The sequence below is a fragment of the Streptomyces sp. NPDC058239 genome (assembly GCF_042882185.1).
Taxonomy (GTDB): Bacteria; Actinomycetota; Actinomycetes; order Streptomycetales; family Streptomycetaceae; genus Streptomyces.
In genome coordinates, this window is sequence record NZ_JBHVWS010000001.1 from 234,076 (window position 1) to 259,794 (window position 25,719).

At 69.5% G+C, this 25,719-nt stretch carries 20 protein-coding genes; 10 read left to right on the forward strand and 10 right to left on the reverse strand.

The window, feature by feature from the left end; translation table 11 throughout:
• Positions 1–77: 77 nt before the first annotated feature.
• A complete protein-coding gene (locus ACFVYE_RS01120) occupies positions 78–356 on the forward strand; it encodes a DUF6343 family protein (protein ID WP_383967311.1) in 279 nt (92 codons plus the stop codon).
• A 58-nt stretch (positions 357–414) separates the two neighbouring features.
• On the opposite strand, the gene ACFVYE_RS01125 is transcribed toward ACFVYE_RS01120, so the two are convergent.
• The 4 genes from ACFVYE_RS01125 to ACFVYE_RS01140 all read right to left on the reverse strand — a co-directional run bounded on the left by ACFVYE_RS01125 (position 415) and on the right by ACFVYE_RS01140 (position 4,130).
• A complete protein-coding gene (locus tag ACFVYE_RS01125; RefSeq protein WP_383967314.1) occupies positions 415–780 on the reverse strand; it encodes a tetratricopeptide repeat protein in 366 nt (121 codons plus the stop codon).
• A gap of 68 nt (positions 781–848) precedes the next feature.
• Positions 849–1,451, reverse strand: coding sequence for a dephospho-CoA kinase (coaE, locus tag ACFVYE_RS01130; protein ID WP_383967317.1), 603 nt, complete (start codon positions 1,449–1,451; stop codon positions 849–851).
• Between the two features lie 39 nt (positions 1,452–1,490).
• A complete protein-coding gene (locus ACFVYE_RS01135; protein ID WP_389603493.1) occupies positions 1,491–2,429 on the reverse strand; it encodes a PAC2 family protein in 939 nt (312 codons plus the stop codon).
• A gap of 84 nt (positions 2,430–2,513) precedes the next feature.
• Positions 2,514–4,130, reverse strand: coding sequence for a flavin monoamine oxidase family protein (locus tag ACFVYE_RS01140; protein WP_389603495.1), 1,617 nt, complete (start codon positions 4,128–4,130; stop codon positions 2,514–2,516).
• A gap of 244 nt (positions 4,131–4,374) precedes the next feature.
• Here ACFVYE_RS01140 and ACFVYE_RS01145 point away from each other — a divergent pair, with 244 nt between their 5' ends.
• The gene (locus ACFVYE_RS01145) at positions 4,375–5,337 is read left to right on the forward strand and encodes a right-handed parallel beta-helix repeat-containing protein (RefSeq protein ID WP_383967325.1); all 963 of its coding nucleotides are present in this window, start codon (positions 4,375–4,377) and stop codon (positions 5,335–5,337) included.
• A gap of 93 nt (positions 5,338–5,430) precedes the next feature.
• Here ACFVYE_RS01145 and rpsA read toward each other — a convergent pair whose 3' ends face one another.
• A complete protein-coding gene (gene rpsA / locus ACFVYE_RS01150) occupies positions 5,431–6,942 on the reverse strand; it encodes a 30S ribosomal protein S1 (protein WP_365464810.1) in 1,512 nt (503 codons plus the stop codon).
• Between the two features lie 398 nt (positions 6,943–7,340).
• On the opposite strand from rpsA, the gene ACFVYE_RS01155 reads away from it, so the two are divergent.
• Together ACFVYE_RS01155 and hrpB are read left to right on the forward strand one after the other, a co-directional pair.
• Complete coding sequence (locus ACFVYE_RS01155) at positions 7,341–8,153, forward strand: class I SAM-dependent methyltransferase (RefSeq protein WP_383967328.1); 813 nt, start codon at positions 7,341–7,343, stop codon at positions 8,151–8,153.
• A gap of 64 nt (positions 8,154–8,217) precedes the next feature.
• Positions 8,218–10,716, forward strand: a complete 2,499-nt coding sequence (gene hrpB, locus ACFVYE_RS01160) for an ATP-dependent helicase HrpB (protein WP_389603498.1) — start codon at positions 8,218–8,220, stop codon at positions 10,714–10,716.
• Here hrpB and ACFVYE_RS01165 read toward each other — a convergent pair.
• The 3 genes from ACFVYE_RS01165 to ACFVYE_RS01175 form a co-directional block, all read right to left on the reverse strand.
• The gene (locus ACFVYE_RS01165) at positions 10,703–11,713 is read right to left on the reverse strand and encodes a DUF3068 domain-containing protein (RefSeq protein ID WP_383967333.1); all 1,011 of its coding nucleotides are present in this window, start codon (positions 11,711–11,713) and stop codon (positions 10,703–10,705) included. The two genes, hrpB and ACFVYE_RS01165, sit on opposite strands and share 14 nt — an antisense overlap.
• 40 nt (positions 11,714–11,753) lie before the next feature.
• Positions 11,754–11,891: an SPW_0924 family protein gene (locus tag ACFVYE_RS01170; RefSeq protein ID WP_107451335.1), complete on the reverse strand. Its 138-nt coding sequence runs from the start codon at positions 11,889–11,891 to the stop codon at positions 11,754–11,756.
• Between the two features lie 146 nt (positions 11,892–12,037).
• On the reverse strand, positions 12,038–13,690 hold the full coding sequence (locus ACFVYE_RS01175) for a lytic transglycosylase domain-containing protein (RefSeq protein WP_389603500.1): 1,653 nt from the start codon (positions 13,688–13,690) through the stop codon (positions 12,038–12,040).
• Positions 13,691–13,879: 189 nt separating this feature from the next.
• Here ACFVYE_RS01175 and ACFVYE_RS01180 point away from each other — a divergent pair, with 189 nt between their 5' ends.
• Entirely contained in the window at positions 13,880–14,719 is an 840-nt protein-coding gene (locus tag ACFVYE_RS01180; protein WP_383976766.1) for a DUF4184 family protein, read from the forward strand.
• 33 nt (positions 14,720–14,752) lie between these two features.
• Here the strand turns inward: ACFVYE_RS01180 and ACFVYE_RS01185 are convergent, their stop codons facing one another.
• Together ACFVYE_RS01185 and polA are read right to left on the reverse strand one after the other, a co-directional pair.
• Entirely contained in the window at positions 14,753–15,121 is a 369-nt protein-coding gene (locus ACFVYE_RS01185; RefSeq protein WP_383976764.1) for a hypothetical protein, read from the reverse strand.
• Positions 15,122–15,268: 147 nt separating this feature from the next.
• Positions 15,269–17,980 (reverse strand): DNA polymerase I, encoded by a 2,712-nt coding sequence (gene polA / locus ACFVYE_RS01190; RefSeq protein WP_389603503.1) that lies wholly within the window; start codon positions 17,978–17,980, stop codon positions 15,269–15,271.
• Positions 17,981–18,131: 151 nt separating this feature from the next.
• Here polA and ACFVYE_RS01195 point away from each other — a divergent pair, with 151 nt between their 5' ends.
• The 5 genes from ACFVYE_RS01195 to ACFVYE_RS01215 all read left to right on the forward strand — a co-directional run bounded on the left by ACFVYE_RS01195 (position 18,132) and on the right by ACFVYE_RS01215 (position 25,715).
• Positions 18,132–20,423, forward strand: coding sequence for an FdhF/YdeP family oxidoreductase (locus ACFVYE_RS01195; RefSeq protein WP_389603505.1), 2,292 nt, complete (start codon positions 18,132–18,134; stop codon positions 20,421–20,423).
• Between the two features lie 101 nt (positions 20,424–20,524).
• Positions 20,525–20,995: a PaaI family thioesterase gene (locus tag ACFVYE_RS01200; protein WP_383976759.1), complete on the forward strand. Its 471-nt coding sequence runs from the start codon at positions 20,525–20,527 to the stop codon at positions 20,993–20,995.
• 669 nt (positions 20,996–21,664) lie between these two features.
• Positions 21,665–22,873: a branched-chain amino acid ABC transporter substrate-binding protein gene (locus tag ACFVYE_RS01205; RefSeq protein ID WP_389603713.1), complete on the forward strand. Its 1,209-nt coding sequence runs from the start codon at positions 21,665–21,667 to the stop codon at positions 22,871–22,873.
• Between the two features lie 110 nt (positions 22,874–22,983).
• Positions 22,984–23,913: a branched-chain amino acid ABC transporter permease gene (locus ACFVYE_RS01210; protein ID WP_383979180.1), complete on the forward strand. Its 930-nt coding sequence runs from the start codon at positions 22,984–22,986 to the stop codon at positions 23,911–23,913.
• Positions 23,914–23,918: 5 nt separating this feature from the next.
• Positions 23,919–25,715, forward strand: coding sequence for a branched-chain amino acid ABC transporter permease (locus tag ACFVYE_RS01215; RefSeq protein WP_389603508.1), 1,797 nt, complete (start codon positions 23,919–23,921; stop codon positions 25,713–25,715).
• Positions 25,716–25,719: the final 4 nt, after the last annotated feature.

A 25,719-nucleotide genomic window follows, 5' to 3' on the forward strand; every position in this document is an offset into this window, starting at 1 on the left:
ATCCCCTCAATCCGATCCCATGCCGACATGTCCCAAAACACCGTCGCGGGTCCATCCTGGTAGGAGAGGCGATCGCCATGCGTACTGGTAATGAACCGACGACTGCACGCAGTCCTCTGCGGCTGCGGCTCTGTCTGAGTCTATGGGGGCTGGCCTGGGCCGTCTTCGGCCTGGCTGCGTTCACGCTGACCGACCGCCCGGGCTGGGCCGCGGCCTGCGGTCTGCTGCTCCTGCTGGTCCTCGTGGACATCGTGGTGATCGTCCACCACATCCACCAGGGCCCGCACTACCAGCCGGGACGCAATATCCCGCCGTACGAACCCGACCACGGCGGACGCGGCAGGTACGGGCACTGACGCGGACGCGCCGGGGCCGGGACGAGCTGCGGCGCACGCCCGGGCCCGGCAGCGGTCGTCACTCTGTACGGAAGCGGGCCGCGTTCAGATACTCCGGGTTCGGATCGAGTGCGGCGGCCAGCCGGAAGTGGCGGGCGGCCCGGTCGGAGCGGCCGGAGCGCTCGAAGGTGCGGGCGAGCGCGAAGTGCGCGAAGGCGTTGTCCGGTTCGCGTTCCAGGACGAGTTCGAATTCGAGCTCGGCAGGGCGCAGTTGCGCGGCGGCGAAGAAGGCACGGGCCCGCAGCAACCGGGCGGCCGTGTTCTCCGGATGGGACGCGATCACCGAGTCCAGGAGCTTGACCGCGCCCCGGGGGTCGCGCGCCGCCAACAGGTGTTCGGCCGCGCGGAAGTCGATGACGTCGGTTTCCGGGGTCCTCTCGGGCACGATCGCATCCTTCCCTTCACTACCGGGTTCTCAACGTCCGGCCGCCGTCCGGTATTCCGATCCGGAGATCAGCCGACCGCGGCCCGTTGGGTCAGCTCCGACCAGACCTTGCGGACCTGCGGCTCCAGTTCCTCCAGCGGTCCGTCGTTGTCGACGATCAGATCGGCCACGGCACGCCGCTGTTCCCGGGTGGCCTGCGCGGCCATGCGGGCGCGGGCCTCGGACTCGGTCATGCCGCGCAGCCGCACGAGCCGGTCGAGCTGGGTCCCGGGACTGGCGTCCACGACGACGACCAGGTCGTAGAGCGGCGCGAGACCGTTCTCGGTGAGGAGGGGAACGTCATGGACGACGACCGAGTCGGGGCCCGCGGCCCGCTCCAGCTCGGCGGAGCGGGCGCCTACCAGCGGGTGGACGATCGCGTTGAGGGTGGCGAGCCGGTCGGCGTCGGAGAAGACGATCGAGCCGAGCTTCGGCCGGTCCAGGGTGCCGTCGGCGGTGAGGATGCCGGCACCGAACGCATCGACGACGGCCGCGAGACCGGGGGTCCCCGGCTCCACGACCTCCCGGGCGATCCGGTCCGCATCGATCAGCACGGCTCCGTATCCGACGAGCAGCCGTGACACTTCACTCTTGCCGGCGCCGATCCCACCGGTCAGACCCACTTTCAGCATGCCGCGCAGCCTAGTACGAGGGGTGACGGGCGCGGCCGGTCAGGCGTCCCCCTCGCGCTCCGCGAGGAATCGCTCGAATTCGAGACCGATCTCGTCGGCGGACGGCAGGTCGACCGGCTCGGCGACCAGGTTGCCCCGGGTCTCGGAGCCCGCGACCGCGTCGTACTGGTGCTCAAGGCCCTCCACGAGCGAGACGAGCTCCTCGTCGCCCTGGTCGATCTGCCGGTCGATCTCCGTCTGGGTGCGGTGAGCCTCCGTCCGCAGCGCATGGGCGACGGTCGGCAGGACCAGACCGGTCGCGGCCGTGATCGACTCCAGGGCGGTGAGCGCCGCGTCCGGGTAGGCGGAGCGGGCGACGTAGTGCGGCACATGGGCGGCGACACCGAGGACGTCGTGTCCGGCCTCCATCAGCCGGTACTCCACCAGTGCCTCGGCGGAGCCGGGCACCTGCGCCTCGTCGAACGGGCTGCGGTGGCCGGGCATGAGATCCGTGCGGTTGCCGTGCGGGGTGATGCCGACGGGGCGGGTGTGCGGTACGCCCATCGGGATGCCGTGGAAGTTCACCGCGAGGCGGACACCGAGGCGTTCGACGATCTGTTCGATGGCGGCGGCGAAGCGCTCCCACTCCACGTCCGGCTCTGGCCCGGAAAGCAGCAGAAAGGGTGCTCCGGTGGCGTCCTGGACGACCCGTACGTCAATCGTCGGGGTCTCGTAGGCCGCCCAGCGGTCGCGCCGGAAGGTCAGCAGCGGGCGCCGTGCGCGGTAGTCGACGAGCCGGTCGTGGTCGAAGCTGGCAACGACCTGGTGCGGCAGCGTTTCGAGCAGGCCGTCGACGATCTGCTCACCGGTCTCACCCGCATCGATGTATCCGTCGAAGTGATAGAGCATGACCAGGCCGGCCGACTCCTGGGCGAGCGCCATGTCGACGACGGCCAGTCCCTTCGGCTCCCATTCGTACAAACTCTGCGGATCAGGCACGGTTACCGCTCCTCCTCGTGTTCTTGGAGAAGAACGCCCGGCGGGGCACGGGCATTCCCGGACCGTGCCCCCTCACCCGGCGTTTCATGCCAGAACGCGGGTGTGCAACGCCGTCACCGCCTTCCGCGCGGACGTGAACGCGCCGTGCTGCCAGGCGTCCGCGTAGCTCAGATAGTCACCGGCGAAGTAGACGCGTCCGGCGGCCTGGTTGAGCGGTGCGAAGGCCGGCGCGTCGGGGCCTCCCGACAGGGAGTGCCAGGAGGCCTCCAGGTACGGGGTCTGCCGCCAGTGGTGGGAGAACGCCGTGGCGAGCTCCGTACGGTACTTGTCACCGTGGATCTTCACGCCCTGGGCGATGGCCCGTGCCTCCCTGTCGCGCGGGGTGAGAGCGGCGTACGCGTCGGCGTTGGAGCCGGTGTTGTAGTACCCGATGATGGTGCCGCGCTTGCCTTGGTGGCCGTAGGACGGGTACCAGATGTGGGACAGGTCCATGTCCGTCTCCGTGATGCCGCCGTAGATCCGGTGGTCGCTCTCCCACCAGCGGCTCTTGTACTCCAGCCCGATCTTGCCGGCCGAGGACGGCTTGCAGGCCTCCAGGGCGCTCTGGACGGCCGGGCCGAGGTTGTGGGCGGTCTTGGCCAGAATGTTGGGCGGCAGTGCGGCGATGCAGTAGTCCGCTTCGATGCTGCGGGTGCGGCCCGACTGGGTGTAGGTGACGGTGACGCCGTGAGCCGTGTCGGTGATCTCGGTGACGGCCGCGCCGGTGCGGATCCTGCGCTCGCCTATCGCCCGGGTGAGCGCGGCGGGTATCCGGTCCATGCCTCCGACCGGCTGGAACATCAGCATCGCCTGGTCGTACTCGAACTCGAAGGCGAAGTACCGGCCGACGCCGCTCGCGAACACCTCGGAGGCGGAGGGCACGGAGCCGAGCTCCTCACCGGGGGTGCCGGCGGCCGCGGGGTCGATGCGGTAGCCGCGCCGGGGGCTGCCGGTGTAGGCGAGGGAGTCACCGATGTCACCGAAGTCCTTGAGGAACTCCAGGAGTCGTTCCTGGTCCTCCGCAGTGATCCGACGGTCGAGCGCCCCCATGTCATTGGCCTTGGAGAGGAGTTCGGCAACATAGCCGTACACGTCGGCCTTGGCGGTTCGATAGCGCACCGGGGCCTTCATGCCGGCCTTCTCGTTGAAGATATAGGCATTGGCGTTCACGTTGGTGAACACCTCGATGGGGACGTCGAGTTCGCGACAGTAGTCGAGGGTGACCATCCACTGCGGGATCCGACCGGGCCCCGCGTTCATGTACTGCCCGTCACTGAAGTGCGCGGTCTGCTGGTTGCCGTAGGTGTCGGTGGTGGAATCGCCGCCGCGTACGGTGAAGTTGCGGCCGCCCGTACGGCTCCGGGCCTCCAGGATCGTACAGTCGTAGCCCGCCTTGCCCAGTTCGTACGCGGTGGTGAGTCCGGCGATGCCGCCGCCGACGATCACGACCTCGGCCGCAGCCTTCCCCTTCAGCGTGAAGTCACTTCTGCTGGGTGCGTAAAAGGCGGGTTCGCGGCTTGCCGCCTGGGCTGTGGGGGCGAGGCCGAGGGCCCCCATGGTCGCGAACATCGCGCCCGCGCCACCCGTGATCCCTACATTGCGCAGAAACGTGCGGCGGCTCGCGCCCGGCATCACGGGCGAGTTGTGCGAAGTGTGTGTCATGTCCCGGCTCCCCTTCGGATCTTGAGGTTGCCGGGATCCTGGCAAGGGTGTGTTACGGGCCGTCAGTTACTCGTGTATCCCGCACGTTTCCCTCTGTTCACCCCACCCGGCGCCGCCATGAACAATGGTCCAGACCTTGACATGGCCACACCTCACCCCTACCGTCACTGGGCAGCACGTTCAGAGACTCGCCCCAAGTTCACGTACGAGAACTCTCGAACTCCTTCGACGGGAAGGCACCCCCATGCGTACCCGCACGCTGCTCCCCGCCCTGCTGGCCACCGCGCTCGCCGCCGGCAGCCTCGCCCTCGCCTCCGCCACCGCCGCGGACGCGGCGACGGCCATCGATGTGAGCACCGCCGCCCAGCTCAAGTCAGCCCTCACCGCCGCAGCCCCCGGCGACACGATCCACCTGGCCGACGGCATCTACACCGGCAACTTCAAGGCGACCGTCCCCGGCACCGCCTCCGCCCGGATCACCCTCACCGGATCCGCCAAGGCGGTCCTCACGGCCGGCGGCGGCTACGGACTCCACCTCAACGGCGCCTCCTACTGGACCGTCCAGGGCATCACCGTCACCGGCGGCCAGAAGGGCATCATGGCCGACACCGCCACCGGGGTCGTGATCGATTCGGTGACCGTGCACGATCTGGACATGGAGGGCGTCCACTTCCGCAAGTCCAGCAAGAACGGCGTCATCAAGAACTCGCGGATCTACGACACCGGGCACGACGGCCGCGGCATGGGCGAGGGCGTCTATGTCGGCACGGCGGGCGATCTCACCGACAGGAGCGACCAGGTCCAGATCCTGAACAACACGATCGGACCGGGGGTCGGCGGCGAGAACATCGACATCAAGGAGGGCACCACCGGGGCGCAGATCATCGGCAACACCTTCGACGGCAGCGGGCTGACCGGCGCCAACTACGACGACTCCTGGGTCGACGTGAAGGGAAACGACGTCCTGGTCGAGGGCAACAAGGGCTCCCGTACGACCAACAACGGCTACGAGACCCACACCCAGCAGAGCGGCTGGGGCTGCGGCACCGTTTTCCGCAACAACACCTCGGACCTGGCCGGCTCCACGGGCGACAAGCAGATCGCGTTCAACGTGACCAACTACAGCACGAGCTGCCCGACCACCGTCTACAGCAGCAACACGGTGACCGGCGGCAAGGGCCTGACCAACATCACCGTTACTCCATAACCCCGCCGCAGATACGAGTGAGGCCCGCTCCCCGAAGGGAGCGGGCCTCACTTTCAGCTACTGCAGCCGATCACCGGCCGGAGGGACAGAGCGTCAGCTCTGGCCGCCCGCCAGCTTCTCGCGCAGGGCAGCCAGGGCCTCGTCCGACGCCAGGGCGCCGGAGTTGTCCGCGGACTCCGAGGAGTACGAGCCGCCACCGGTGCCACCGGAGGCAGCCGGGGCACCGCCGGCCGGGGCAGCAGCGCCCTCGGCCGCAGCGGCCTCGTCGGCCTCGCGGGACTTGATGACCTGGGCCTGGTGCTGCTCGAAGCGCTGCTGCGCCTCGGCGTACTGCGTCTCCCACGCCTCGCGCTGGGTCTCGTAGCCCTCGAGCCAGTCGTTGGTCTCGGGGTCGAAGCCCTCGGGGTAGATGTAGTTGCCCTGGTCGTCGTAGGACGCGGCCATGCCGTACAGGGTCGGGTCGAACTCGACCGAGGCCGGGTCGGCACCGAAGGACTCGTTGGCCTGCTTCAGCGAGAGGCTGATGCGGCGACGCTCGAGGTCGATGTCGATGACCTTGACGAAGATCTCGTCGTTGACCTGGACGACCTGCTCCGGGATCTCCACGTGGCGCTCGGCCAGCTCGGAGATGTGGACCAGACCCTCGATGCCCTCGTCGACGCGCACGAACGCACCGAACGGAACGAGCTTGGTGACCTTACCGGGAACGACCTGCCCGATCTGGTGCGTACGGGCGAACTGCTGCCACGGGTCTTCCTGCGTCGCCTTGAGCGACAGCGAGACGCGCTCGCGGTCCATGTCGACGTCGAGAACCTCGACGGTGACTTCCTGGCCGACCTCGACAACCTCGGAGGGGTGGTCGATGTGCTTCCAGGACAGCTCGGAGACGTGCACGAGACCGTCGACGCCGCCGAGGTCCACGAACGCACCGAAGTTGACGATCGAGGAAACGACGCCGGAGCGGACCTGACCCTTCTGCAGGGTCGTGAGGAACGTCTGGCGGACCTCGCTCTGGGTCTGCTCCAGCCAGGCACGGCGGGACAGGACCACGTTGTTGCGGTTCTTGTCCAGCTCGATGATCTTGGCCTCGAGCTCCTTGCCCACGTAGGGCTGGAGGTCGCGGACGCGGCGCATCTCGACAAGGGAGGCCGGCAGGAAGCCACGGAGGCCGATGTCGAGGATGAGACCACCCTTGACGACCTCGATGACGGTACCGGTGACGATGCCGTCTTCTTCCTTGATCTTCTCGATCGTGCCCCAGGCACGCTCGTACTGAGCGCGCTTCTTGGACAGGATGAGGCGGCCTTCCTTGTCCTCCTTCTGGAGAACCAGGGCCTCGATCTCGTCGCCGACCTTGACGACCTCGTTGGGGTCGACGTCGTGCTTGATCGAAAGCTCGCGGGAGGGGATGACGCCTTCGGTCTTGTAACCGATGTCGAGCAGGACCTCGTCCCGGTCGACCTTCACGATGACGCCGTCGACGATGTCGCCGTCGTTGAAGTACTTGATCGTCTCGTCGATCGCGGCGAGGAAGGCTTCCTCGTTACCGATGTCGTTGACCGCTACCTGCGGGGTGGTGGCGGTGGTCTCGGTGCTGCTCGTCATGTGGGAAAGGGCTCCGGTACGGACAGTGAGTCGTAGGTACTGCTACGCCGGGAGCCCGTATCGCCTCTGCAGAAGCCGGACAGCCCGGGAAACACCGAACCCGCTGGGCGGGAGGCGCCTCGTGAACCGAGGGGACATACAACAGACGCGAGCGCGGCCTGCTAGGTCTGAGGCGCGCAGGCTCGCAGCGCAACTTGTAGCATACGGGGACAGCCGGGCACGGTCAATGCGCGAAGGCGCACACCGGGGGCACAACGGCCCATATCCGGCACAATTCGTGTTCTCCGAGGCCACATCGGCCCCGGGAGATAATCCGTGGGTACGGAGCCGTACTCACGGGTGCCCCTGGGTGCCCACCGCGTGCGGCGGGGTGAAGGCAAACTACAACGACGGACACGATGAGCCAAGAGATCTACGCGGCCGAACCCGAAGCGACCCGCCGCAGCGCGTCGGAGGCCGAGAGCAGCCGGGCAAGTCGCGGCTGGTGGGACCGGAACGCCGACGAGTACCAGAGCGACCACGGCTCCTTCCTCGGCGACGACCGTTTCGTCTGGGGCCCGGAGGGGCTCGACGAGGCCGAGGCCGGTCTGCTCGGCCCCGCCGAGTCACTGAAGGGCCTCGACATCCTGGAGATCGGTGCGGGCGCGGCGCAGTGCTCGCGCTGGCTGGCCTCCAAGGGCGCCCGCCCGGTGGCCCTGGACCTCTCGCACCGGCAGCTGCAGCACGCACTGCGGATCGGCGACGAGGTCCCTCTGGTGGAGGCGGATGCCGGGGTGCTGCCGTTCCGGGACGGCTCCTTCGACCTGGCTTGCTCCGCCTACGGCGCGGTGCCGTTCGTCGCCGATCCCGTGCAGGTGTTCCGCGAGGTGCACCGGGTGCTGCGCCCCGGGGGCCGCTGGGTCTTCTCGGTGACGCATCCGGTCCGCTGGGCGTTCCCGGACGAGCCGGGCCCCGAGGGCCTCTCAGTCGCGTCCTCGTACTTCGACCGCACTCCCTATGTCGAGCAGGACGAGCAGGGCAATGCCGTGTACGTCGAGCACCACCGGACGCTGGGCGACCGGGTGCGGGACGTGGTGGCCGGCGGATTCCGGCTGGTCGATCTCGTCGAACCGGAGTGGCCCGCCTGGAACAACCAGGAGTGGGGCGGTTGGTCCCCGCTGCGCGGCAACCTGATCCCGGGGACGGCGATCTTCGTCTGCGTCCGGGACTGATACGGAGGTCCTGGTACCGGTCTCGGGGTACGGGAGCCCCGGTGCCTCGTACGAGACTGGGAGCGTGATCCGTACCGACGCCCTGGACCAGTTGCCCGTACGCACCGCTGTGCCCGCCCTGGAGCGGGCCCTCGACGACCGCGGTGTCGCGGTGCTGTGCGCGCCGCCCGGCACCGGCAAGACGACCCTCGTACCGCTGGTCCTGGCCGGTCTGACCGGTGGTGGCCCGGTGCGCAGGGTGGTGGTCGCCGAGCCGCGGCGCATCGCGGCACGGGCAGCGGCGCGCCGCATGGCGTGGCTCATCGGTGAGCAGGCCGGCGGGCGGGTGGGCTTCACGGTCCGCGGGGAGCGGGTGGTGGGCCCCCGCACCGTGGTGGAGGTGGTGACCACCGGGGTGCTGCTCCAGCGGCTGCAGCGCGACCAGGAGCTGGCCGGGGTCGATGCGGTGATCATCGACGAGTGCCATGAGCGGCATCTGGACGCGGACACGGTCGCCGCGTTCCTTCTCGATGTGCGGGAGGCGATCCGGCCCGATCTGCGGCTGGTCGCCGCGTCCGCGACGACGGACGCGGAGGGCTGGGCACGGCTGCTGGGCGACGCTCCGGTGGTGGAGGCGCAGGGTGTTTCGCATCCGGTGGAGGTGGTGTGGGCCCCGCCCGCCGGGCCGGTGCGGCCGCCGCACGGGATGCGGGTCGATCCGGCGCTGCTGACGCATGTCGCCTCGACGGTGCGCCGGGCGCTCGCCGAACGGCAGGGCGATGTGCTCTGTTTCCTGCCCGGTGTCGGCGAGATCGGGCGGGTCGCGGGGCAGCTGGCGGGGGTGGCCGCCGAGGTGCTCCAGGTGCACGGGCGGGCTCCGGCGGCGGTGCAGGACGCTGTGCTGGCCGGGTCGTCCGACAGTCGGCGGGTGGTGCTGGCGACCTCGGTGGCGGAGTCGTCCCTGACAGTGCCCGGGGTGCGGGTCGTGGTCGACTCGGGGCTGGCCAGGGAGCCGCGTACCGATCACGCGAGGGGGCTGAGCGCGCTGACGACGGTACGGGCGTCGCAGGCGGCGGGGCGGCAGCGGGCGGGCCGGGCCGGGCGTGAGGCGCCGGGGGCGGTGTACCGGTGCTGGGAGCAGGCGGAGGACGGGCGGCTGGCGCGGTTCCCGTCCCCGGAGATCAAGGTCGCGGATCTGGCGGCGTTCGCGTTGCAGGCAGCGTGCTGGGGCGATCCGGACGCGTCGGGGCTGGCGCTGCTCGATCCGCCTCCCGCAGGTGCGATGGGCGCGGCGCGCGAGGTGCTGACGGCAGTCGGCGCGGTGGACGCCGACGGGCGGGTGACCGACCGGGGCGTACGGATGTCACGGCTCGGCCTGCATCCGCGGCTGGCGCGGGCCCTGCTGGACGGCGCTGCCGAGGTGGGCGGCCGCCGGGCGGCCGAGGTCGTGGCGCTGCTGAGCGAGGAGCCGCCGCGCGAATACGGGGATGATCTGGCGGCCGCGCTGCGTACCGCCCGGCGGGGCGGGGACGGCTATGCGGCGCGTTGGCGGCAGGAGGTCCGGCGGCTGTCCTCGTCGGTCGAGGACGTGGGCGGGGGTTCCGGTCCGGACGATGGAGCCGTCGGCCTGGTGGCTGCGCTGGCGTTCCCGGAGCGGGTGGCGCGGGCCCGGGGCGAGGGTGCGTTCCTGATGGTGTCGGGCACGGGTGCGGAGCTGCGGGACGGGTCGGGGCTGCGCAGCGCCCCGTGGCTGGCGATCGCGGTCGCCGACCGGCCCGCGCACGCGGCGTCCGCGCGGGTGCGGCTCGCCGCCGTCATCGACGAGGACACGGCGCGGACGGCCGCCGGGCATCTGCGGTTCGCGGGCGAGGAGGTCCGCTGGGCCGACGGCGATGTGGTGGCCCGCAGGGTGGAGCGGCTGGGTGCCGTCGAGCTGTCGGTGCGCCCGCTGAAGGAGCCGGTGCCCGAACTGGTGCGCGAGGCGCTGATCGAGGGTCTGCGGCGCGAAGGGCTCGGGCTGCTGCGCTGGACGCGTGAGACCGAGCAGTTGCGGGAGCGGCTCGCCTTTCTGCACCGGACGTTGGGCGCGCCCTGGCCGGACGTGTCGGACGGTGCACTGCTGGACCGTACCGATCAGTGGCTGGAGCCCGAGTTGTCACGGGCCCGGCGGCGCTCCGGTCTCGCGCGGATCGACGCGGGGCAGGCGTTGCGGCGGCTGCTGCCGTGGGCGACCGGTGAGGCGGCCCGGCTGGACGAGCTGGCGCCGGAGCGGATCGAGGTGCCGAGCGGCTCCCGTATCAGGGTGGAGTACGGCGGGGCGCAGCCCGTACTCGCGGTGAAGCTCCAGGAGCTGTTCGGCCTGCAGGAGACCCCGAGGGTGGCCGGGGTGCCGGTGCTGGTCCATCTCCTCTCCCCCGCCGGCCGTCCCGCGGCCGTCACCGCGGATCTGGCGTCGTTCTGGCGGGACGGCTACCGGGCCGTGCGGGCGGAGCTGCGCGGCCGCTATCCGAAGCATCCGTGGCCACAGGACCCCACGACGGTGGAGGCGACCCGGTTCACGAAGGCGCGGCTCAGGCGGGAGTAGGTTCCGGGTCCGGGTCGGGAGCCGGTGCCCCGTCGGGCCGTTCGCCGTCCGGGCGCCGGGAGCGCGCCTCCAGCCACAGGGCGAGCGCGAGCAGGCCGGCGCCGAGGACGACGAAGCCCCAGGGCAGGTAGGAGGTGAGCAGCAGGACCAGCACGCGCTGGGACTTGACCAGGGCGACGATCGAATCGACGTAGTCCTCGCGCATCTTCACATGCCCGGCGAACGCGGTGACGGTGTCCTGGGACATGCCCATCGCCTTGGCGTTGCGCAGCTCCTCCTTGTGGATCTCCTCGCCGTTGACGGGCGCTCCGGTGACCGGGTCGACCCAGAACATCCGCTTGGTGGTGTACCAGCGGGTCATGCCCGTCTTGGCGACCTGTTCCGCGGTGACGCCCTTGATGGGCATCTTCTTCGGCATCGGGACCTTGGTCCAGGGGATGGTCTGCTCGAAGTAGTAGACGTCCATGCCGTGGAAGGTGCGGGTGCCCTTGTAGTGGATGGGCGAGCTCGTACGGGTCTGGGCGTCGAAGTACTCGTAGTCGCGCTTCTGGGTGAGGAAGGGCCACTTGAACTCGATGCCCTCGCGCCTGACCGGGTCGCCGTCGACCGATTCGCCGGTGGCGTGGACGGGGGCCTGGCTGTGTGCGTCGAAGATGTAGCGCTCGGGGATCTCGGAGACCATCTTGCCGTTCGGGTCGGCGACGTAGCTGAGGGAGTCCCAGACGACGACGTCGCGGCCGGAGCTGCGCTCGATCTTCTCGGACTCCTCCACATTGCCCTTGAGGGTCTGCACGATGGTGACCTTGGGGACCTGCTTGACCTTCATGTTGTCGTTGTAGTCGAGGAGGGTGGCGGGCTTCGCCTCCAGCACCGTCTCCTGGTACTGGCTGGGCGGGATCTTCGCCAGCCTCGGGAAGGCGTACCAGCGCAGCAGTGGCGACATGGCGGCGAAGAAGACGGCGAAGGCCAGGAGTACGAGGCTGGCTCTGCGGCGCATGGTGGTGCCCTCCCTCAGCTTCTGTTGCTTCTTCCGGTGGCTAGTTCTTGGGGCCCGGGACGGTGGTCAGCAGGGGTTTGGGCGAGGTCTCTCCGGGCGGGGCGCCGATCGTGGTGATGGTGAAGACGAGCGCGAGGGCTGCGGCCAGCCCGATGGCGGCGGCGACGAGGGCACGCATGCCGGTCCTCCCGGGGAGCACGGATCTGATGGATCGTCAGGGTTGGGGCACCGTAGCAATGCGGGCGCGAGATGAGAACACGTGGAACAGCCCCTCTGCCGGGTGGTGGCGGAGGGGCTGTCGTGAGTGACGTGCGGCCGGGCGGGTCAGGCTGCGGGGGCCTGCGGGGCCTCGACCTCGAGCTCGATGACGACCGTGGCGCCGCCCTCGGTGGTGAGGCGCAGCTTGTACGTTCCCGCGGTGCCGTCGGCGTAGATCTTCGGGAGCTTGAGGATGCCGTCGGCGTCGGTCTCGAGGTCCGTGAGGGTACGGACCGTCTTGCCGTCCGCATCCTTGAAGTACGGGCCCTTGTCGTTCTCCACCGGCTCCGCGGCATCGGTGATCATGGTTGCGGTGACGGCGACACCGGCGGCGACCGCGTCCTTGTAGGTGGCCTTGACCTCGACGGTGTCGGCGAACTCGGCGCCGGGTGCGGCGGTCAGTGCCTTCTCGTCGGTCCTGGCGATGGCATCGGCCTGCCGGGCGGTGACGGTCGCGGTGTAGGTGACGGCGGGCAGTGAGCGGCCGGTGGGGACGGCCCGCACCGTGAACTGCCCCGTCTTCTCGCCCGCCTGCAGCACCGGGGCGGTGACTGTGCCGTCGGCTCCGGTGAGGAGGGTGACCGCGTTCTTCCCGCCGGCGAAGGTGGCGTCCGTGTCACCGGCGATGGTGAAGGTCACGGACGCCTTGGCGAGCGAATCGCCGAGCTTGTTCTCGGCCCGCACCTTGATCCGCTCGGCAAACGCGTCGCCCGCGGTCGCGGTGAGCGTGCCGGTGCCGGCGTTCTCCACGCGTGCGACGGTCTGGGACGGCGGGGGCGTGGGTGGGGTGGGCTTCGGACTGGTCGGAGTGCCGCCGCCCGGCCTCGGCGGCTTCGGGCTCGGAGGCGGGGTCGGGGAGGCGCCGGGGGTACCGGGGTTCGGGCTCGGGTCCGTACCGCCGCCGAGGCCGGGCGGGACCGCGCCGGTGCCGTCGGGGATCTCGTGGGTGCCGCGCTTGTAGTAGTCGAACCAGGAGCGGACCGTACGGAGGTAGGCGTCCGAGTGGTTGTAGCTCAGGACCGCCCGGTCGAGATCCGTGGCCATGGACAGATCGCGGGAGCCGGCGCAGAGATAGCGTCCGGCGGCGAGCGCCGCGTCGTAGATGTTGTTGGGGTCCTTGCGGCCGTCTCCGTTGCCGTCCTGGCCCCAGGTTGCCCAGGTGGACGGGATGAACTGCATCGGGCCGACGGCACGGTCGTGCGTCGAGTCCCCGTCGTACGCCCCGTTGTCGGTGTCCTTGATCATGGCGAAGCCCCGGCCGTCGAGGACCGGGCCGAGGATCGGGGAGAACGTGGTGCCGTTCGCGTCGACCCTGCCGCCGCGGGCCTGGCCGGACTCGACCTTGCCGATCGCGGCGAGCAGCTGCCACGGCAGCCGACAGGCGGCGTCGCTGTCGGCGACGGTCTGTTCGGCCTTCTTGTACGCGGCCAGGATCGAGGCCGGTATGCCGGATTCCGCACTGCCGGTGACGGGCAGATTCGTTGACGTCCCCGGCTTGTTGGGCGTGTTCAGTGGCGGCAGGTCCGTGTAGTACGGCGAGTTGCCGGTGGCCGCGGAGTCGTCGGGCGAAGGTGTCGTTCCGGCGGACTGCTGATCGTCACTCCCGGTGGCCAGCGTTGCGCCAGGGGCCCCTGAGGCGGAGAGTGCCGCCACGGCGACTGCGGCCACAGCGGTCGTGGTCGCCCCCTTGCGAAGTCGGCGACCGAATTGCGCTGCCATACCTCTGGCCCCTCCCCTTCGACGGCTGTCCGCGCTCCCCAGCGCCAGGACTCAGGCGACACTACGGCAACTTGTGCCGCCGGAACACCGTGCACTGACCGGTTCTTACCTGTTTTTCACGTTCCGGACAGCAAGTTGTACGGCAGTCGTCGGGCAGGCGACGGCGGCGGCTCACGCATACTTGCCGCCATGCCGTTCACACTCAGTCATGCCGCGGCCGTGCTGCCGGGGATACGGCGGAACGGAACGGCGCGCGGGCCGCTCCTCGCCTCTGCCCTCGTCGCGGGTTCGTTCGCCCCCGACATGACGTACTACGCGGACACCGCGATCCCGGGCGCCATGGAATTCGGGCAGGTCACCCACTCGGTGTGGGGCGTGTTCACGGTCGATGTGCTGATCACCGCGGCCGTTGTGGCGCTGTGGCTGCTGCTGCGCGAACCGTCGGTGGCGCTGCTGCCGAGGGCCTGGCAGGGGCGGGTGCATGCGTTCGTGCGAGGGCAGCGGTGCGGATCCGACCGAGGGGCGTGGGGTGTCCGGGACGGTGGGTGGTTCGTACTGTCGGCGGTCATCGGGTCCGCCACTCATGTCGTCTGGGACGCCTTCACCCATCACGACCGATGGGGTGTGCGGTTGGTGCCGGTGCTCGACGGGAGCGTCGGCGGGTTTCCCGTGTTCCAGTTGGTGCAGTACGGCAGTTCGGCGGTGGCACTGGCCGTGCTCGCCTGGTTCACGGCTTCGGGGCTGCGGCGCACCGGGGCGCGCCCGGTCCCGCCGTCCGTGCCGGTGCTGGGCCGTCGGGGGCGGTGGTCGGCGGGGGTGCTGCTGAGCGTCTGCGTCCTGCTCGGCGTCGTGCACCGGTGCGCACGCTGGTATGCGTACTTCGGGCACATCGACACCCCGCTGGACATCATCCCGACCGCCTGCTTCGGCGCCGGGGCGGGACTGGCGGTGGGCCTGGTGCTGTACGGGGCGTGGATGCGGCTGCGGCGGTCGCGCGCTTCCGTGCCCTCGGTCGCCGGACGGGCCTAGCCAGTGCCTCTCGGCCGGCGCCTCTCGTTCGGATCAGGCCGGACCGGGCCCCGCCGTCGCGGCCCGGCTGCCGCGGCGCAGGCCGATGAGCTCGGCGACCGTGTCCGGCCGGCGTGCGGCGCGCGCCTCGTCATCCCGTGTGCCGGCGACCTGGGCGGCGGCCTCCGGCCAGTCCCGCAGGCATGCGGACGCGGCACCCGACGGCAGGGGCTCGGCCGGCCCGGCCGGGTACGCGAGGCCGGGCCGGACGATCTTCGCGACGTACGTCACCGAGCGCGGCAGCACACCGAGCCGGTCGAGGGTGACGGCGGCGATCGCACCGTCGCCGAAGAGCGCGGTGCGGAAGGTGTCGCGGCTGAGGCCGTGGCGCAGCAGCGCCTCGGTGCCGGTGGCGGCGAGCACCGTACGACCGCACCAGCCCCGGAACCCGACCAGGTCACGGCGTACTGACGCTTGGACCGGAGTGCCTCAGCGGCGCATGAGCCCCGCGACAGCGGCGCGCGCCCGGTCGTCAGGGTTCCTCGCCCGGGCCCGTCCGGCGCCGCCGCGTCAGTGCGCTGCGGACTCCCAGTCCGTACCGACACCCACCGATACATCCAGCGGAGCGCGCAACTGCACGGCCGTGGACATCTCGTGGCGGAGGATCTCCTCCACCTGCGCCCGCTCGCCCCCGGCGATCTCCAGGACGATTTCGTCGTGGACCTGGAGCAGCATCCGGGACTTCAGCTTCGCCTCGGTCAACACCCGGTCGACCTGGAGCATGGCGACCTTGACGATGTCCGCAGCCGTGCCCTGAATCGGTGCGTTGAGCGCCATGCGCTCGGCCATCTCGCGGCGCTGGCGGTTGTCGCTGTTGAGGTCGGGGAGATAGCGGCGGCGGCCGAAGACCGTCTCCGTGTAGCCGGTGGCCCTGGCCTCCTCCACCACACGGTGCAGATAGTCACGCACTCTGCCGAACCGCTCGAAGTAGGTGTCCATCAGACCGCGCGCCTCGCCCGCCTCGATGTTCAGCTGCTGGGAGAGGCCGAACGCGGAGAGCCCGTACGCGAGTCCGTAACTCATGGCCTTGATCTTGCGGCGCATCTCCGGGTCGACGGCCGACTTGCCGACGCCGAAGACCTGCGAGGCGACCGTCGTGTGCAGGTCCTCGCCGGAAGTGAACGCCTCGATCAGGCCCGCGTCCTCGGAGAGGTGGGCCATCACTCGCAGTTCGATCTGGCTGTAGTCGGCCGTCATCAGCGTTTCAAAGCCCTCGCCGACGACGAAACCCCGGCGGATGGCCCGGCCCTCGTCCGTACGGACGGGGATGTTCTGCAGGTTCGGATCGGTGGAGGAGAGCCGGCCGGTCGCCGCCACCGTCTGGTTGAACGTGGTGTGGATACGGCCGTCCGCCGCGATCGTCTTGATCAGGCCCTCGACGGTGACCCGCAGCTTCGCCTGCTCGCGGTGGCGCAGCATGATGACCGGCAGCTCGTGCTCGGTCTGCGCGGCGAGCCAGGCCAGGGCGTCGGCGTCCGTCGTGTACCCGGTCTTCGTCTTCTTCGTCTTGGGCAGGCCCAGCTCGCCGAAGAGGACTTCCTGGAGCTGCTTGGGCGAACCGAGATTGAACTCGCGGCCGACCGCCGCGTGCGCCTCCTTCACCGCCTGCTGCACCGCACCGGCGAACTGCTGCTCCATGCCTTCCAGATGGGCCCGGTCGGCGGCGATGCCGTGCCGCTCCAGACGGGCGAGCAGAGCGGACGTCGGCAGCTCCATGCCGTGCAGCAGATCGGTCGCGCCGACCTCTGCCAGCCGGGCGGTGAACGCATCGCCCAGATCCAGGACCGCGCGGGCCTGCGCCATCAGGGCGTCGGCCTCGGCCCGGTCGTCCGCGCCGAAGGCCAGCTGGCCGTCGGACGCCGCCGCGGGGGCCAGCTCCCGGCCCAGATACTCCACCGTCAGCGCGTCCAGCGCGAAGGAGCGGCGGCCGGGCTTGACCAGATAGGCGGCCAGCGCGGTGTCCATCGTGACGCCGTCGACCTGCCAGCCGTGCTCGGGAAAGACCCGCATGACGCTCTTCGCGTTGTGCATGACCTTCGGCCGCCGCGCGTCGGCGATCCAGGCGGCGAACGCCTGCTCGTCGCCCTCGTCGAGCTCCGCGGGATCGAACCAGGCCGCCGCCCCGTCGGCCGCGGCGAGCGCGATCTCGGTGACCGTGCCGCTGCCCACCGCCCAGGTGTCGACGGTGGCGACGCCGAGCGGCTGCCCGCCGTGCTCGGCGAGCCAGGGCGCCAGCTCGCCCGCGCCCAGCACCGCGCCGTCCAGCTCGATGCCCGCGGCGGGCGCCGGGGTCTCGTCCTCGGCCGCGCCCGGGTCGACGGCCAGCAGCCGCTCGCGCAGGCTCGGGTTACGGATCTCCAGGACGTCCAGCACGCCCGTCACCGCAGTGCGGTCGTACGGTGCGCGCTCCAGGTCCTGCGCGGTCTTCGGCAGCTCCACGTCGCGGACCATCTCGGTCAGCCTGCGATTGAGCCGCACCGCGTCCAGGTGGTCCCGGAAATTCTGCCCGGCCTTGCCCTTGACCTCCTCGGCGCGCTCCACCAGCTCGTCGAACGAACCGAACTGGTTGATCCACTTCGCGGCGGTCTTCTCACCCACACCGGGGATGCCCGGAAGGTTGTCCGACGGGTCACCGCGCAGCGCCGCGAAGTCCGGGTACTGCTGCGGCGTGAGCCCGTACTTCTCCTCGACCTTGGCCGGGGTGAAGCGCGTCAGCTCCGAGACACCCTTCGTCGGGTACAGCACGGTGACGTTGTCCGTGATCAGCTGGAACGAATCCCGGTCACCGGTGACGATCAGCACCTCGAAGCCGGCCGCCTCGGCCTGGGTGGCCAGCGTGGCGATGACGTCGTCCGCCTCGAAGCCGTCGACCGCGAAACGGTCGGCGTGCATCGCGTCGAGCAGCTCGCCGATCAGCTCGACCTGACCCCTGAACTCGTCCGGGGTCTTCGAGCGGTTCGCCTTGTACTCGGGGAACTCCTCCGAGCGCCAGGTCTTGCGGGAGACGTCGAACGCCACCGCGAAATGCGTCGGCGCCTCGTCACGCAGCGTGTTCGCCAACATCGACGCGAAGCCGTACACCGCGTTCGTCGGCTGCCCCGACCCTGTCGTGAAATTCTCCGCAGGCAGCGCAAAGAACGCCCGGTACGCCAGGGAGTGCCCGTCCATCAGGAGCAGGCGCGGTCGGTTGTCTGCCGTCTTCTTCGATGCCGTCTCAGCCACGCCCCCGATCCTGCCACGGACCACTGACAATCCCGACCGGACATGGCTCGCCGGACTCTCTGTCGGTGCCTCGTGACAGGATCGAGGCAGGAACACGTACTGCATCACCGCGCACCGCGCAGTGATGCAGTTGCTCAAAGGGGAGCAAGAAATGGCCACGAAGCCGCCCACAGGTGACCCGGTCCAGGATGCGCCGCAGGTCGAGCCGGCGCAGCACGCCGCCGCCGGACTGCCGGCCGTCGCGCACAGCCTGCTCATCGCCCAGCAGCAGATGGGCGTGCGGCGCACCGCGCAGACCCTCCTCAAGGTCAACCAGAAGAACGGCTTCGACTGCCCCGGCTGCGCCTGGCCCGAGGGCGACAAGCGGCACACGGCGGAGTTCTGCGAGAACGGCGCCAAGGCCGTCGCCGAGGAGGCGACGCTGCGCCGTGTCACCCCCGACTTCTTCGCCGCGCACCCGGTCGCCGATCTCGCCTCGCGCAGCGGGTACTGGCTGGGCCAGCAGGGGCGGATCACCCAGCCGATGTACCTCCCCGAGGGCGCCGAGCGGTACGAGGCGGTGACCTGGGAGCGGGCCTTCGGAATCATCGCCGAGGAGCTGGGCGCGCTCGCCTCCCCCGACGAGGCCCTCTTCTACACCTCGGGGCGCACCAGCAACGAGGCGGCGTTCCTGCTCCAGCTGTTCGCCCGCGAGTTCGGCACGAACAACCTCCCCGACTGCTCCAACATGTGCCACGAGTCCTCCGGCTCTGCGCTGACGGAGACCATCGGCATCGGCAAGGGCAGCGTCTCGCTGGAGGACCTCCACCAGGCGGACCTGATCATCGTCGCCGGGCAGAATCCCGGCACGAACCATCCCCGGATGCTCTCCGCCCTGGAGAAGGCCAAGTCCGCGGGCGCGAAGATCATTTCGGTGAATCCGCTGCCCGAGGCCGGCCTGGAGCGGTTCAAGAACCCGCAGACCCCGCTCGGCATGATCAAGGGCGCCGCGCTCAACGATCTCTTCCTGCAGATCCGTATCGGCGGCGACCAGGCCCTCTTCCGGCTCCTCAACAAAATGATCCTGGAGACCGAGGGCGCCGTCGACGAAGCCTTCGTACGGGACCACACCCACGGTTACGAGGACTTCGTGGCCGCGGCCCGCGAAGCCGACTGGGAACAGACCCTCGCCGCCACCGGCCTCGACCGCAGCGACATCGAAGAGGCCCTCGCGATGGTCCTCGCCTCGAAGCGCACCATCGTGTGCTGGGCAATGGGCCTCACCCAGCACAAACACTCCGTGCCGACCATCCGCGAAGTCGTCAACCTCCTTCTGCTGCGCGGCAACATCGGCCGCCCCGGCGCCGGAGTCTGTCCCGTCCGCGGCCACTCCAACGTCCAGGGCGACCGCACCATGGGCATCTTCGAACGGCCCGCACCCGAATTCCTCGACGCACTCGACAAGGAATTCTCGATCACCTCACCGCGCCACCACGGCTACGACGTCGTCCGCTCCATCCAGGCCCTGCGCGACGGCGACGCCAAGGTCTTCTTCGCCATGGGCGGCAACTTCGTCGCGGCCACTCCCGACACAGAGGTCACCGAGGCCGCGATGCGCCGCGCCCGCCTCACCGTCCATGTCTCCACCAAGCTCAACCGCTCGCACGCCGTGACCGGCACCCGCGCGCTGATCCTGCCGACGCTGGGCCGGACCGACAAGGACGTCCAGGCGAGCGGCAAGCAGTTCGTCACGGTCGAGGACTCCATGAGCATGGTCCACGCCTCGCGCGGCAACCTCACCCCGGCGAGCCCGCATCTGCTCTCCGAGCCCGCCATCGTCGCCCGCCTCGCCCGCGCCGCCCTCGGCCCCGGATCGGCCACCCCCTGGGAGGAGTTCGAGAAGGACTACGCGACGATCCGCGACCGCATCTCCCGCGTCGTCCCCGGCTTCGAGAACTTCAACGCCCGCGTCGCACACCCCGGCGGCTTCACCCTCCCGCACGCCCCGCGCGACGAGCGCCGCTTCCCCACCGCGACCGGCAGGGCCAACTTCACCGCCGCACCCGTCGAGTACCCCGAACTCCCCGAAGGCAGGCTGCTGCTGCAGACCCTGCGCTCGCACGACCAGTACAACACCACGATCTACGGCCTCGACGACCGCTACCGCGGCATCAAGGGCGGCCGCCGCGTCGTCCTGGTCAACCCCGACGACGCCCGCACCCTCGGCCTGGCCGACGGCGCGTACGCCGACCTCGTCAGCGAATGGAAGGACGGCGTGGAGCGCCGCGCCCCCGGCTTCCGCATCGTGCACTACCCGACCGCCCGGGGCTGCGCCGCCGCCTACTACCCGGAGACCAATGTGCTGGTCCCCCTCGGCTCCACGGCCGACACCAGCAACACCCCCGCCAGCAAGTCCGTCGTCGTGCGCTTCGAGAACGTGCAGGGGCAGACCGCCCAGAGGTAATCCGTACCCACAACCCACTAAGCGTTCGCTCAGTCGTCTGATAAGAACGATGCACACAGCAATAAAGCTATGAACCACGCAGACGATCGGAGCCGGACCCCATGGGCGAGCACACCGCACCCAAGTTCCCCCAGGAGATCATCGACGAGTACGCCGCACTCGGCGTCGATCTGCCCGCACTCTTCTCCGCCGGCCACCTCGGCGAGCGGATGGGCGTCACGATCGTCGAAGCCTCCGCGGACCGCGTCGTCGGCACCATGCCCGTCGAGGGCAACACCCAGCCGTACGGACTGCTCCACGGCGGCGCCTCCGCCGTCCTCGCCGAGACACTCGGCTCGGTCGGCTCCATGCTCCACGGCGGCGCCAACAAGCTCGCCGTCGGTGTCGACCTGAACTGCACCCATCACCGAGGGGTACGGAACGGACTCGTCACAGGCGTCGCCACCCCCGTACACCGCGGCCGCTCCACCGCCACGTACGAGATCGTCATCACCGACGAACACGACAAGCGGGTCTGCACCGCCCGCCTCACCTGCATGCTCCGCGACGCACCGCAGAACAGCGCCGCCTGACGGGCCGAAACACACCGCACGACACCCCCGACACCACTGCCCGGCCGGACCGCATTCCGGCCGGGCATTGCCATTCCCGCCCACAACCACCCATCCACAAGGCATCATTGAGCAATCGAACCGGCCAACACCCTTGACCACACGGCTGCTTGTATGGCCAACTCAGCACCCCGGCCACACCCGACACACACCCCGCGCACACAACACCGCGTCGACCACATCACCCCAGATGTAACACTGCGTAACAAGTGCGCAATGCGCAAACATCTCCGCGCAGCACTCCGACCCGGCCCCGCAGGCACCGGGCGGCTTGTCGCGCCCTCGCGAGACCCTCCTCGCCCCTCACCGCGCGACAGCAGCAAGATCGGCTCAAGCCCCTTAGCAGAGCTGCGCGTTCTCACGATGCGGTCACTTCACCGACCGGTAAAAAGCCGTACATGTCCGCACAGCCACCTCAAGCCTTGCTCAAGGGCATAACAAGACAGTCACATCCTGCGGCGGACCCATCCCGGACCCCCACACCTGCGCCTAGAGTCACCGCCAGTCACCGCGCCGCCGGGCGCGTCTGCAGCACGGCCCTGTACCAACCAGTACGGCCCGGCGAACGACACGGCACCTCAAGCAGAGGAGGCCGCGCCAGGGAAAGGACCTTTCGTGCGACACCGTTCTTTGCTCATCCTCACCACAGTGCTCACCACAGGAGCACTGACACTCACCGCCTGCGGGTCGCGCGACGACAGCAACAAGAGCAGCAGCGGCGACACCCAGACCGTCGTCATCGGCGTCGACGCGCCCATCACCGGCGACCTGTCCGCCCTCGGCCTCGGCATCAAGAACTCCGCGGACCTCGCCGCCAAGACGGCGAACAAGGAAAAGACCGTCCCCGGCATCAAGTTCGAGGTCAAGCCGCTCGACGACCAGGCACAGCCCTCCGTCGGCCAGCAGAACGCCCAGAAGTTCATCGACGACGACACCGTCGTCGGCGTCGTCGGCCCGCTGAACTCCGGCGTCTCCCAGTCGATGCAGAAGCCGCTCAACGACGCCTCCCTCACCCAGGTCTCCCCCGCCAACACGGGCACCGAGCTCACCCAGGGCGAGAACTGGAAGACCGGCGACAAGAAGCGCCCCTTCAAGACCTACTTCCGCACCGCCACCACGGACCAGATCCAGGGCGCCTTCGCAGCGAAGTACCTCTTCAACGACGCGAAGATCAAGCAGGTCTACCTCATCGACGACCAGAAGCCGTACGGCGCCGGTCTCGCCGCCTCCTTCAAGGCGACCTTCACCACCCTCGGCGGCAAGATCGTCGGCACCGACCACGTCAACCCCGACGACCGCGACTTCAACGCCGTCGTCACCAAGGTCAAGAAGTCCGGCGCCAAGGCCGTCTACTACGGCGGCGAGTACCCCGCCGGCGCACCCCTGAGCCAGCAGCTCAAGGACAGCGTCCAGATCCCCCTCATGGGCGGCGACGGCATGTACAGCGCCGACTTCATCAAGCTCAACAAGAAGGCCCAGGGCGACATCGCCACCTCCGTCGGCAAGCCCGTCGAGGAACTCGACTCCGCCAAGAAGTTCATCGCGGACTACAAGACGGCCGGATACAAGGACGCCTACGAGGCCTACGGCGGCGGCACCTACGACGCCACCTGGGCAATCATCGAGGCCGTCAAGCTCGCCGTCTCCGAGAACAACGGCAAGCTCCCCGACGACGCCCGCGTCAAGGTCCTCGACGCCATGAGCAAGGTCAAGTTCGACGGCGTGACCGGCCCCGTCTCCTTCGACGAGTACGGCGACACCACCAACACCATGATGACCGCCTACCAGGTCGACGGCGGCAAGTGGACCTCCAAGCTCAGCGAGGCCTACAAGCCCTGACCCCCAGCCGTGCCCTCCCGGACACGCACTGACTGACCCCAGACCGCGCGGGAGCGCTACCAGCGCTCCCGCGCGGTGCCATATCCGAACCACTCCACGGAGGCCCTGCGGTGAACGAACTGCCGCAACAGCTGGCCAATGGACTCATCCTCGGCGCGATGTACGGTCTCATCGCGATCGGCTACACGATGGTCTACGGAATCATCCAGCTCATCAACTTCGCCCACGGCGAGATCTTCATGATCGGAGGCTTCGGAGCTCTCACCGTGTACCTCTGGATGCCGGCCGGCGTCTCCCTCCTCGCAATCATCCCACTCATGATCATCGGCGGCGTCATATGCTCCGTCGCCGTCAGCACAGCCGCCGAACGCTTCGCCTACCGGCCCCTGCGCAACGCCCCCCGACTGGCCCCGCTGATCACCGCGATCGGACTCTCCCTCGCACTCCAGCAGGCCATCTGGAAGTGGTACCCCGACGCCAAGAAGGACCGCTCCTTCCCCCAGTTCAAGGGCGAAGCGATCGACATCTTCGGCGCCCACATCCAGCGCGGTGACCTCTTCGTCCTCATCACGGCACCCATCTGCATGCTCGCCCTCGGACTCTTCGTCTCCAAGACCCGCTCCGGCCGCGGCATGCAAGCCACCAGCCAGGACCCCGACACCGCAAAGCTCATGGGCATCAACACCGACCGCATCATCGTCATGGCCTTCGCCATCGGTGCCGCGTTCGCCGCCGTCGCCGCCGTCGCCTACGGGCTCAAGAACGGCCAGATCGGCTTCAAAATGGGCTTCATCATGGGCCTCAAAGCCTTCACCGCAGCCGTACTCGGCGGCATCGGCAACATCTACGGCGCCATGCTCGGCGGCGTCGTACTCGGCATCGCCGAATCCCTCGCCACCGGCTACATGAGCAACGTCCCCGGCATGGAACTCTTCGGCGGCGGCGCCTGGAAGGACGTATGGGCCTTCGTCCTCCTCATCATCGTCCTGCTGCTCCGCCCCCAGGGCCTGCTCGGCGAACGCGTCGCGGATCGGGCGTGATACCGATGACCACCAACCACACCACCGCACCCGGGGCCGCCCCCTTCCTCGCGATCCCCGCAGCCGCGGCCCGCATCGGCACCCTCGCAGGCGCCACCGTCGCACTCGCCGGCACCTTCCTCGCCTGGACCTGGACCAGCGAATTCCCCGGCGACCTCACCGTCACCGGCTACCCCGGCGGCCTCCAGGTCCTCACCCTCATCAGCGCCGCACTCACCCTGCTCCTCGCACTGTCCGGGTACGGCATCCGAGGACTCCGCTGGCTCACCCCCGGCGGCACCAACAGCCCCGTCCGCCTCCTGGCACTCGGCACCTTCGGCACCACCGGCTACACCATCGGCGCCATCGCCTACGACCTCGGCGGCGTCGTCAACCTCGAACCCGGCGCCTGGGTCAGCGGCATCGGCGCACTCATCGCCGCCGTCGCCGCACTCGGACTCCCCGGCGACCAGCCGATCCCCGACACCACAACAACCGGCGCCTGGCAACGCTTCCGCAACAGCCTCGGCGCCCCGTCGGCCCCCCGCGCCAAAGCACTCCCCGACTGGGCCGAGATCCTCATCATCGCCGTGTCGTTCGGCATCGGCCTCTACGTCTTCGCCTACGGCATCGACACCGACTACACCGAACTCTTCATCGGCTTCCTCATCACCGTCGGCTTCGGCTTCACCGCACTCCACCGAGCCGGACTCGTCTCCCGCCTCACCGCGCTGACCACAAAACACCGCAACATCACCCTCGCCGCCGCCCTCGTCGCCGCCGTCTGCTTCCCATTCACACAGCAGAAGGAGGAATACGCGCTCATCGGCGCCAACATCCTCATCTTCGGCACCGTGGCGCTCGGCCTCAACGTCGTCGTCGGCCTCGCCGGCCTCCTCGACCTCGGATACGTCGCCTTCCTCGGCGTCGGCGCCTACGCCGCCGCCCTGGTCTCCGGCTCCACCATGTCGGCCATCGGCGTCGAATTCCCCTTCTGGGCCGCCGTCCTGACCGGCGCCGGCGCCTCGCTCGTCTTCGGCGTCCTCATCGGCGCCCCGACCCTGCGACTACGCGGCGACTACCTGGCCATCGTCACCCTCGGCTTCGGTGAAATCTTCCGCCTCACCGTGAACAACCTCAACGGCAACAGCGGACCCGACCTCACCAACGGTTCCCAGGGCATCCCGAGCATCCCCGACCTCAACTTCTTCGGATTCGACTTCGGGATCAAGCACGACATCCTCGGCTTCACCCTCGGCAGGTCCGCCAACTACTACCTGCTGATGCTCGTCTTCACAGCCGTCGTCGTCCTCGTCTTCCGCCGCTCCGGAGAATCCCGCATCGGCCGCGCCTGGGTCGCCATCCGCGAGGACGAGACCGCAGCCACCGCCATGGGCATCAACGCCTTCCGGCTCAAGCTGCTGGCCTTCGCCCTCGGCGCCACCCTCGCCGGCCTCGCCGGAACCGTCCAGGCACACGTCAACTACACGGTGACGCCCGAGCAGTACCAGTTCGCCGGCTCCGTACCGCCCAACTCCGCATTCCTCCTCGCCGCCGTCATCCTCGGCGGCATGGGAACCCTCAGCGGACCCCTCGTCGGCGCCGCACTGCTCTACCTCATCCCGGCCAAGCTGCAGTTCATGCAGGACTACCAGCTCTTCCTCTTCGGCGTCGCACTCATCCTCCTGATGCGCCTGCGCCCCGAGGGCCTGGTCGCCGACCGCAGGAAGCAGCTCGAATTCCACGAGACCGACCAGCTCGACGTACCGGAGCCACGGCAGTCCGAAGAGACCGACGCCGGCATCGCCAAGGCGGGGGCGTGACCAC

Coding starts and splice junctions, on each gene's coding strand:
- ACFVYE_RS01120 (WP_383967311.1), top strand. CDS start 78: ATGCGTACTGGTAATGAACCGACGACTGCACGCAGTCCTCTGCGGCTG.
- coaE (WP_383967317.1), bottom strand. CDS start 1,451: ATGCTGAAAGTGGGTCTGACCGGTGGGATCGGCGCCGGCAAGAGTGAA.
- ACFVYE_RS01140 (WP_389603495.1), bottom strand. CDS start 4,130: ATGACACACACTTCGCACAACTCGCCCGTGATGCCGGGCGCGAGCCGC.
- ACFVYE_RS01145 (WP_383967325.1), top strand. CDS start 4,375: ATGCGTACCCGCACGCTGCTCCCCGCCCTGCTGGCCACCGCGCTCGCC.
- rpsA (WP_365464810.1), bottom strand. CDS start 6,942: ATGACGAGCAGCACCGAGACCACCGCCACCACCCCGCAGGTAGCGGTC.
- ACFVYE_RS01155 (WP_383967328.1), top strand. CDS start 7,341: ATGAGCCAAGAGATCTACGCGGCCGAACCCGAAGCGACCCGCCGCAGC.
- ACFVYE_RS01165 (WP_383967333.1), bottom strand. CDS start 11,713: ATGCGCCGCAGAGCCAGCCTCGTACTCCTGGCCTTCGCCGTCTTCTTC.
- ACFVYE_RS01170 (WP_107451335.1), bottom strand. CDS start 11,891: ATGCGTGCCCTCGTCGCCGCCGCCATCGGGCTGGCCGCAGCCCTCGCG.
- ACFVYE_RS01175 (WP_389603500.1), bottom strand. CDS start 13,690: ATGGCAGCGCAATTCGGTCGCCGACTTCGCAAGGGGGCGACCACGACC.
- ACFVYE_RS01180 (WP_383976766.1), top strand. CDS start 13,880: ATGCCGTTCACACTCAGTCATGCCGCGGCCGTGCTGCCGGGGATACGG.
- ACFVYE_RS01195 (WP_389603505.1), top strand. CDS start 18,132: ATGGCCACGAAGCCGCCCACAGGTGACCCGGTCCAGGATGCGCCGCAG.
- ACFVYE_RS01200 (WP_383976759.1), top strand. CDS start 20,525: ATGGGCGAGCACACCGCACCCAAGTTCCCCCAGGAGATCATCGACGAG.
- ACFVYE_RS01215 (WP_389603508.1), top strand. CDS start 23,919: ATGACCACCAACCACACCACCGCACCCGGGGCCGCCCCCTTCCTCGCG.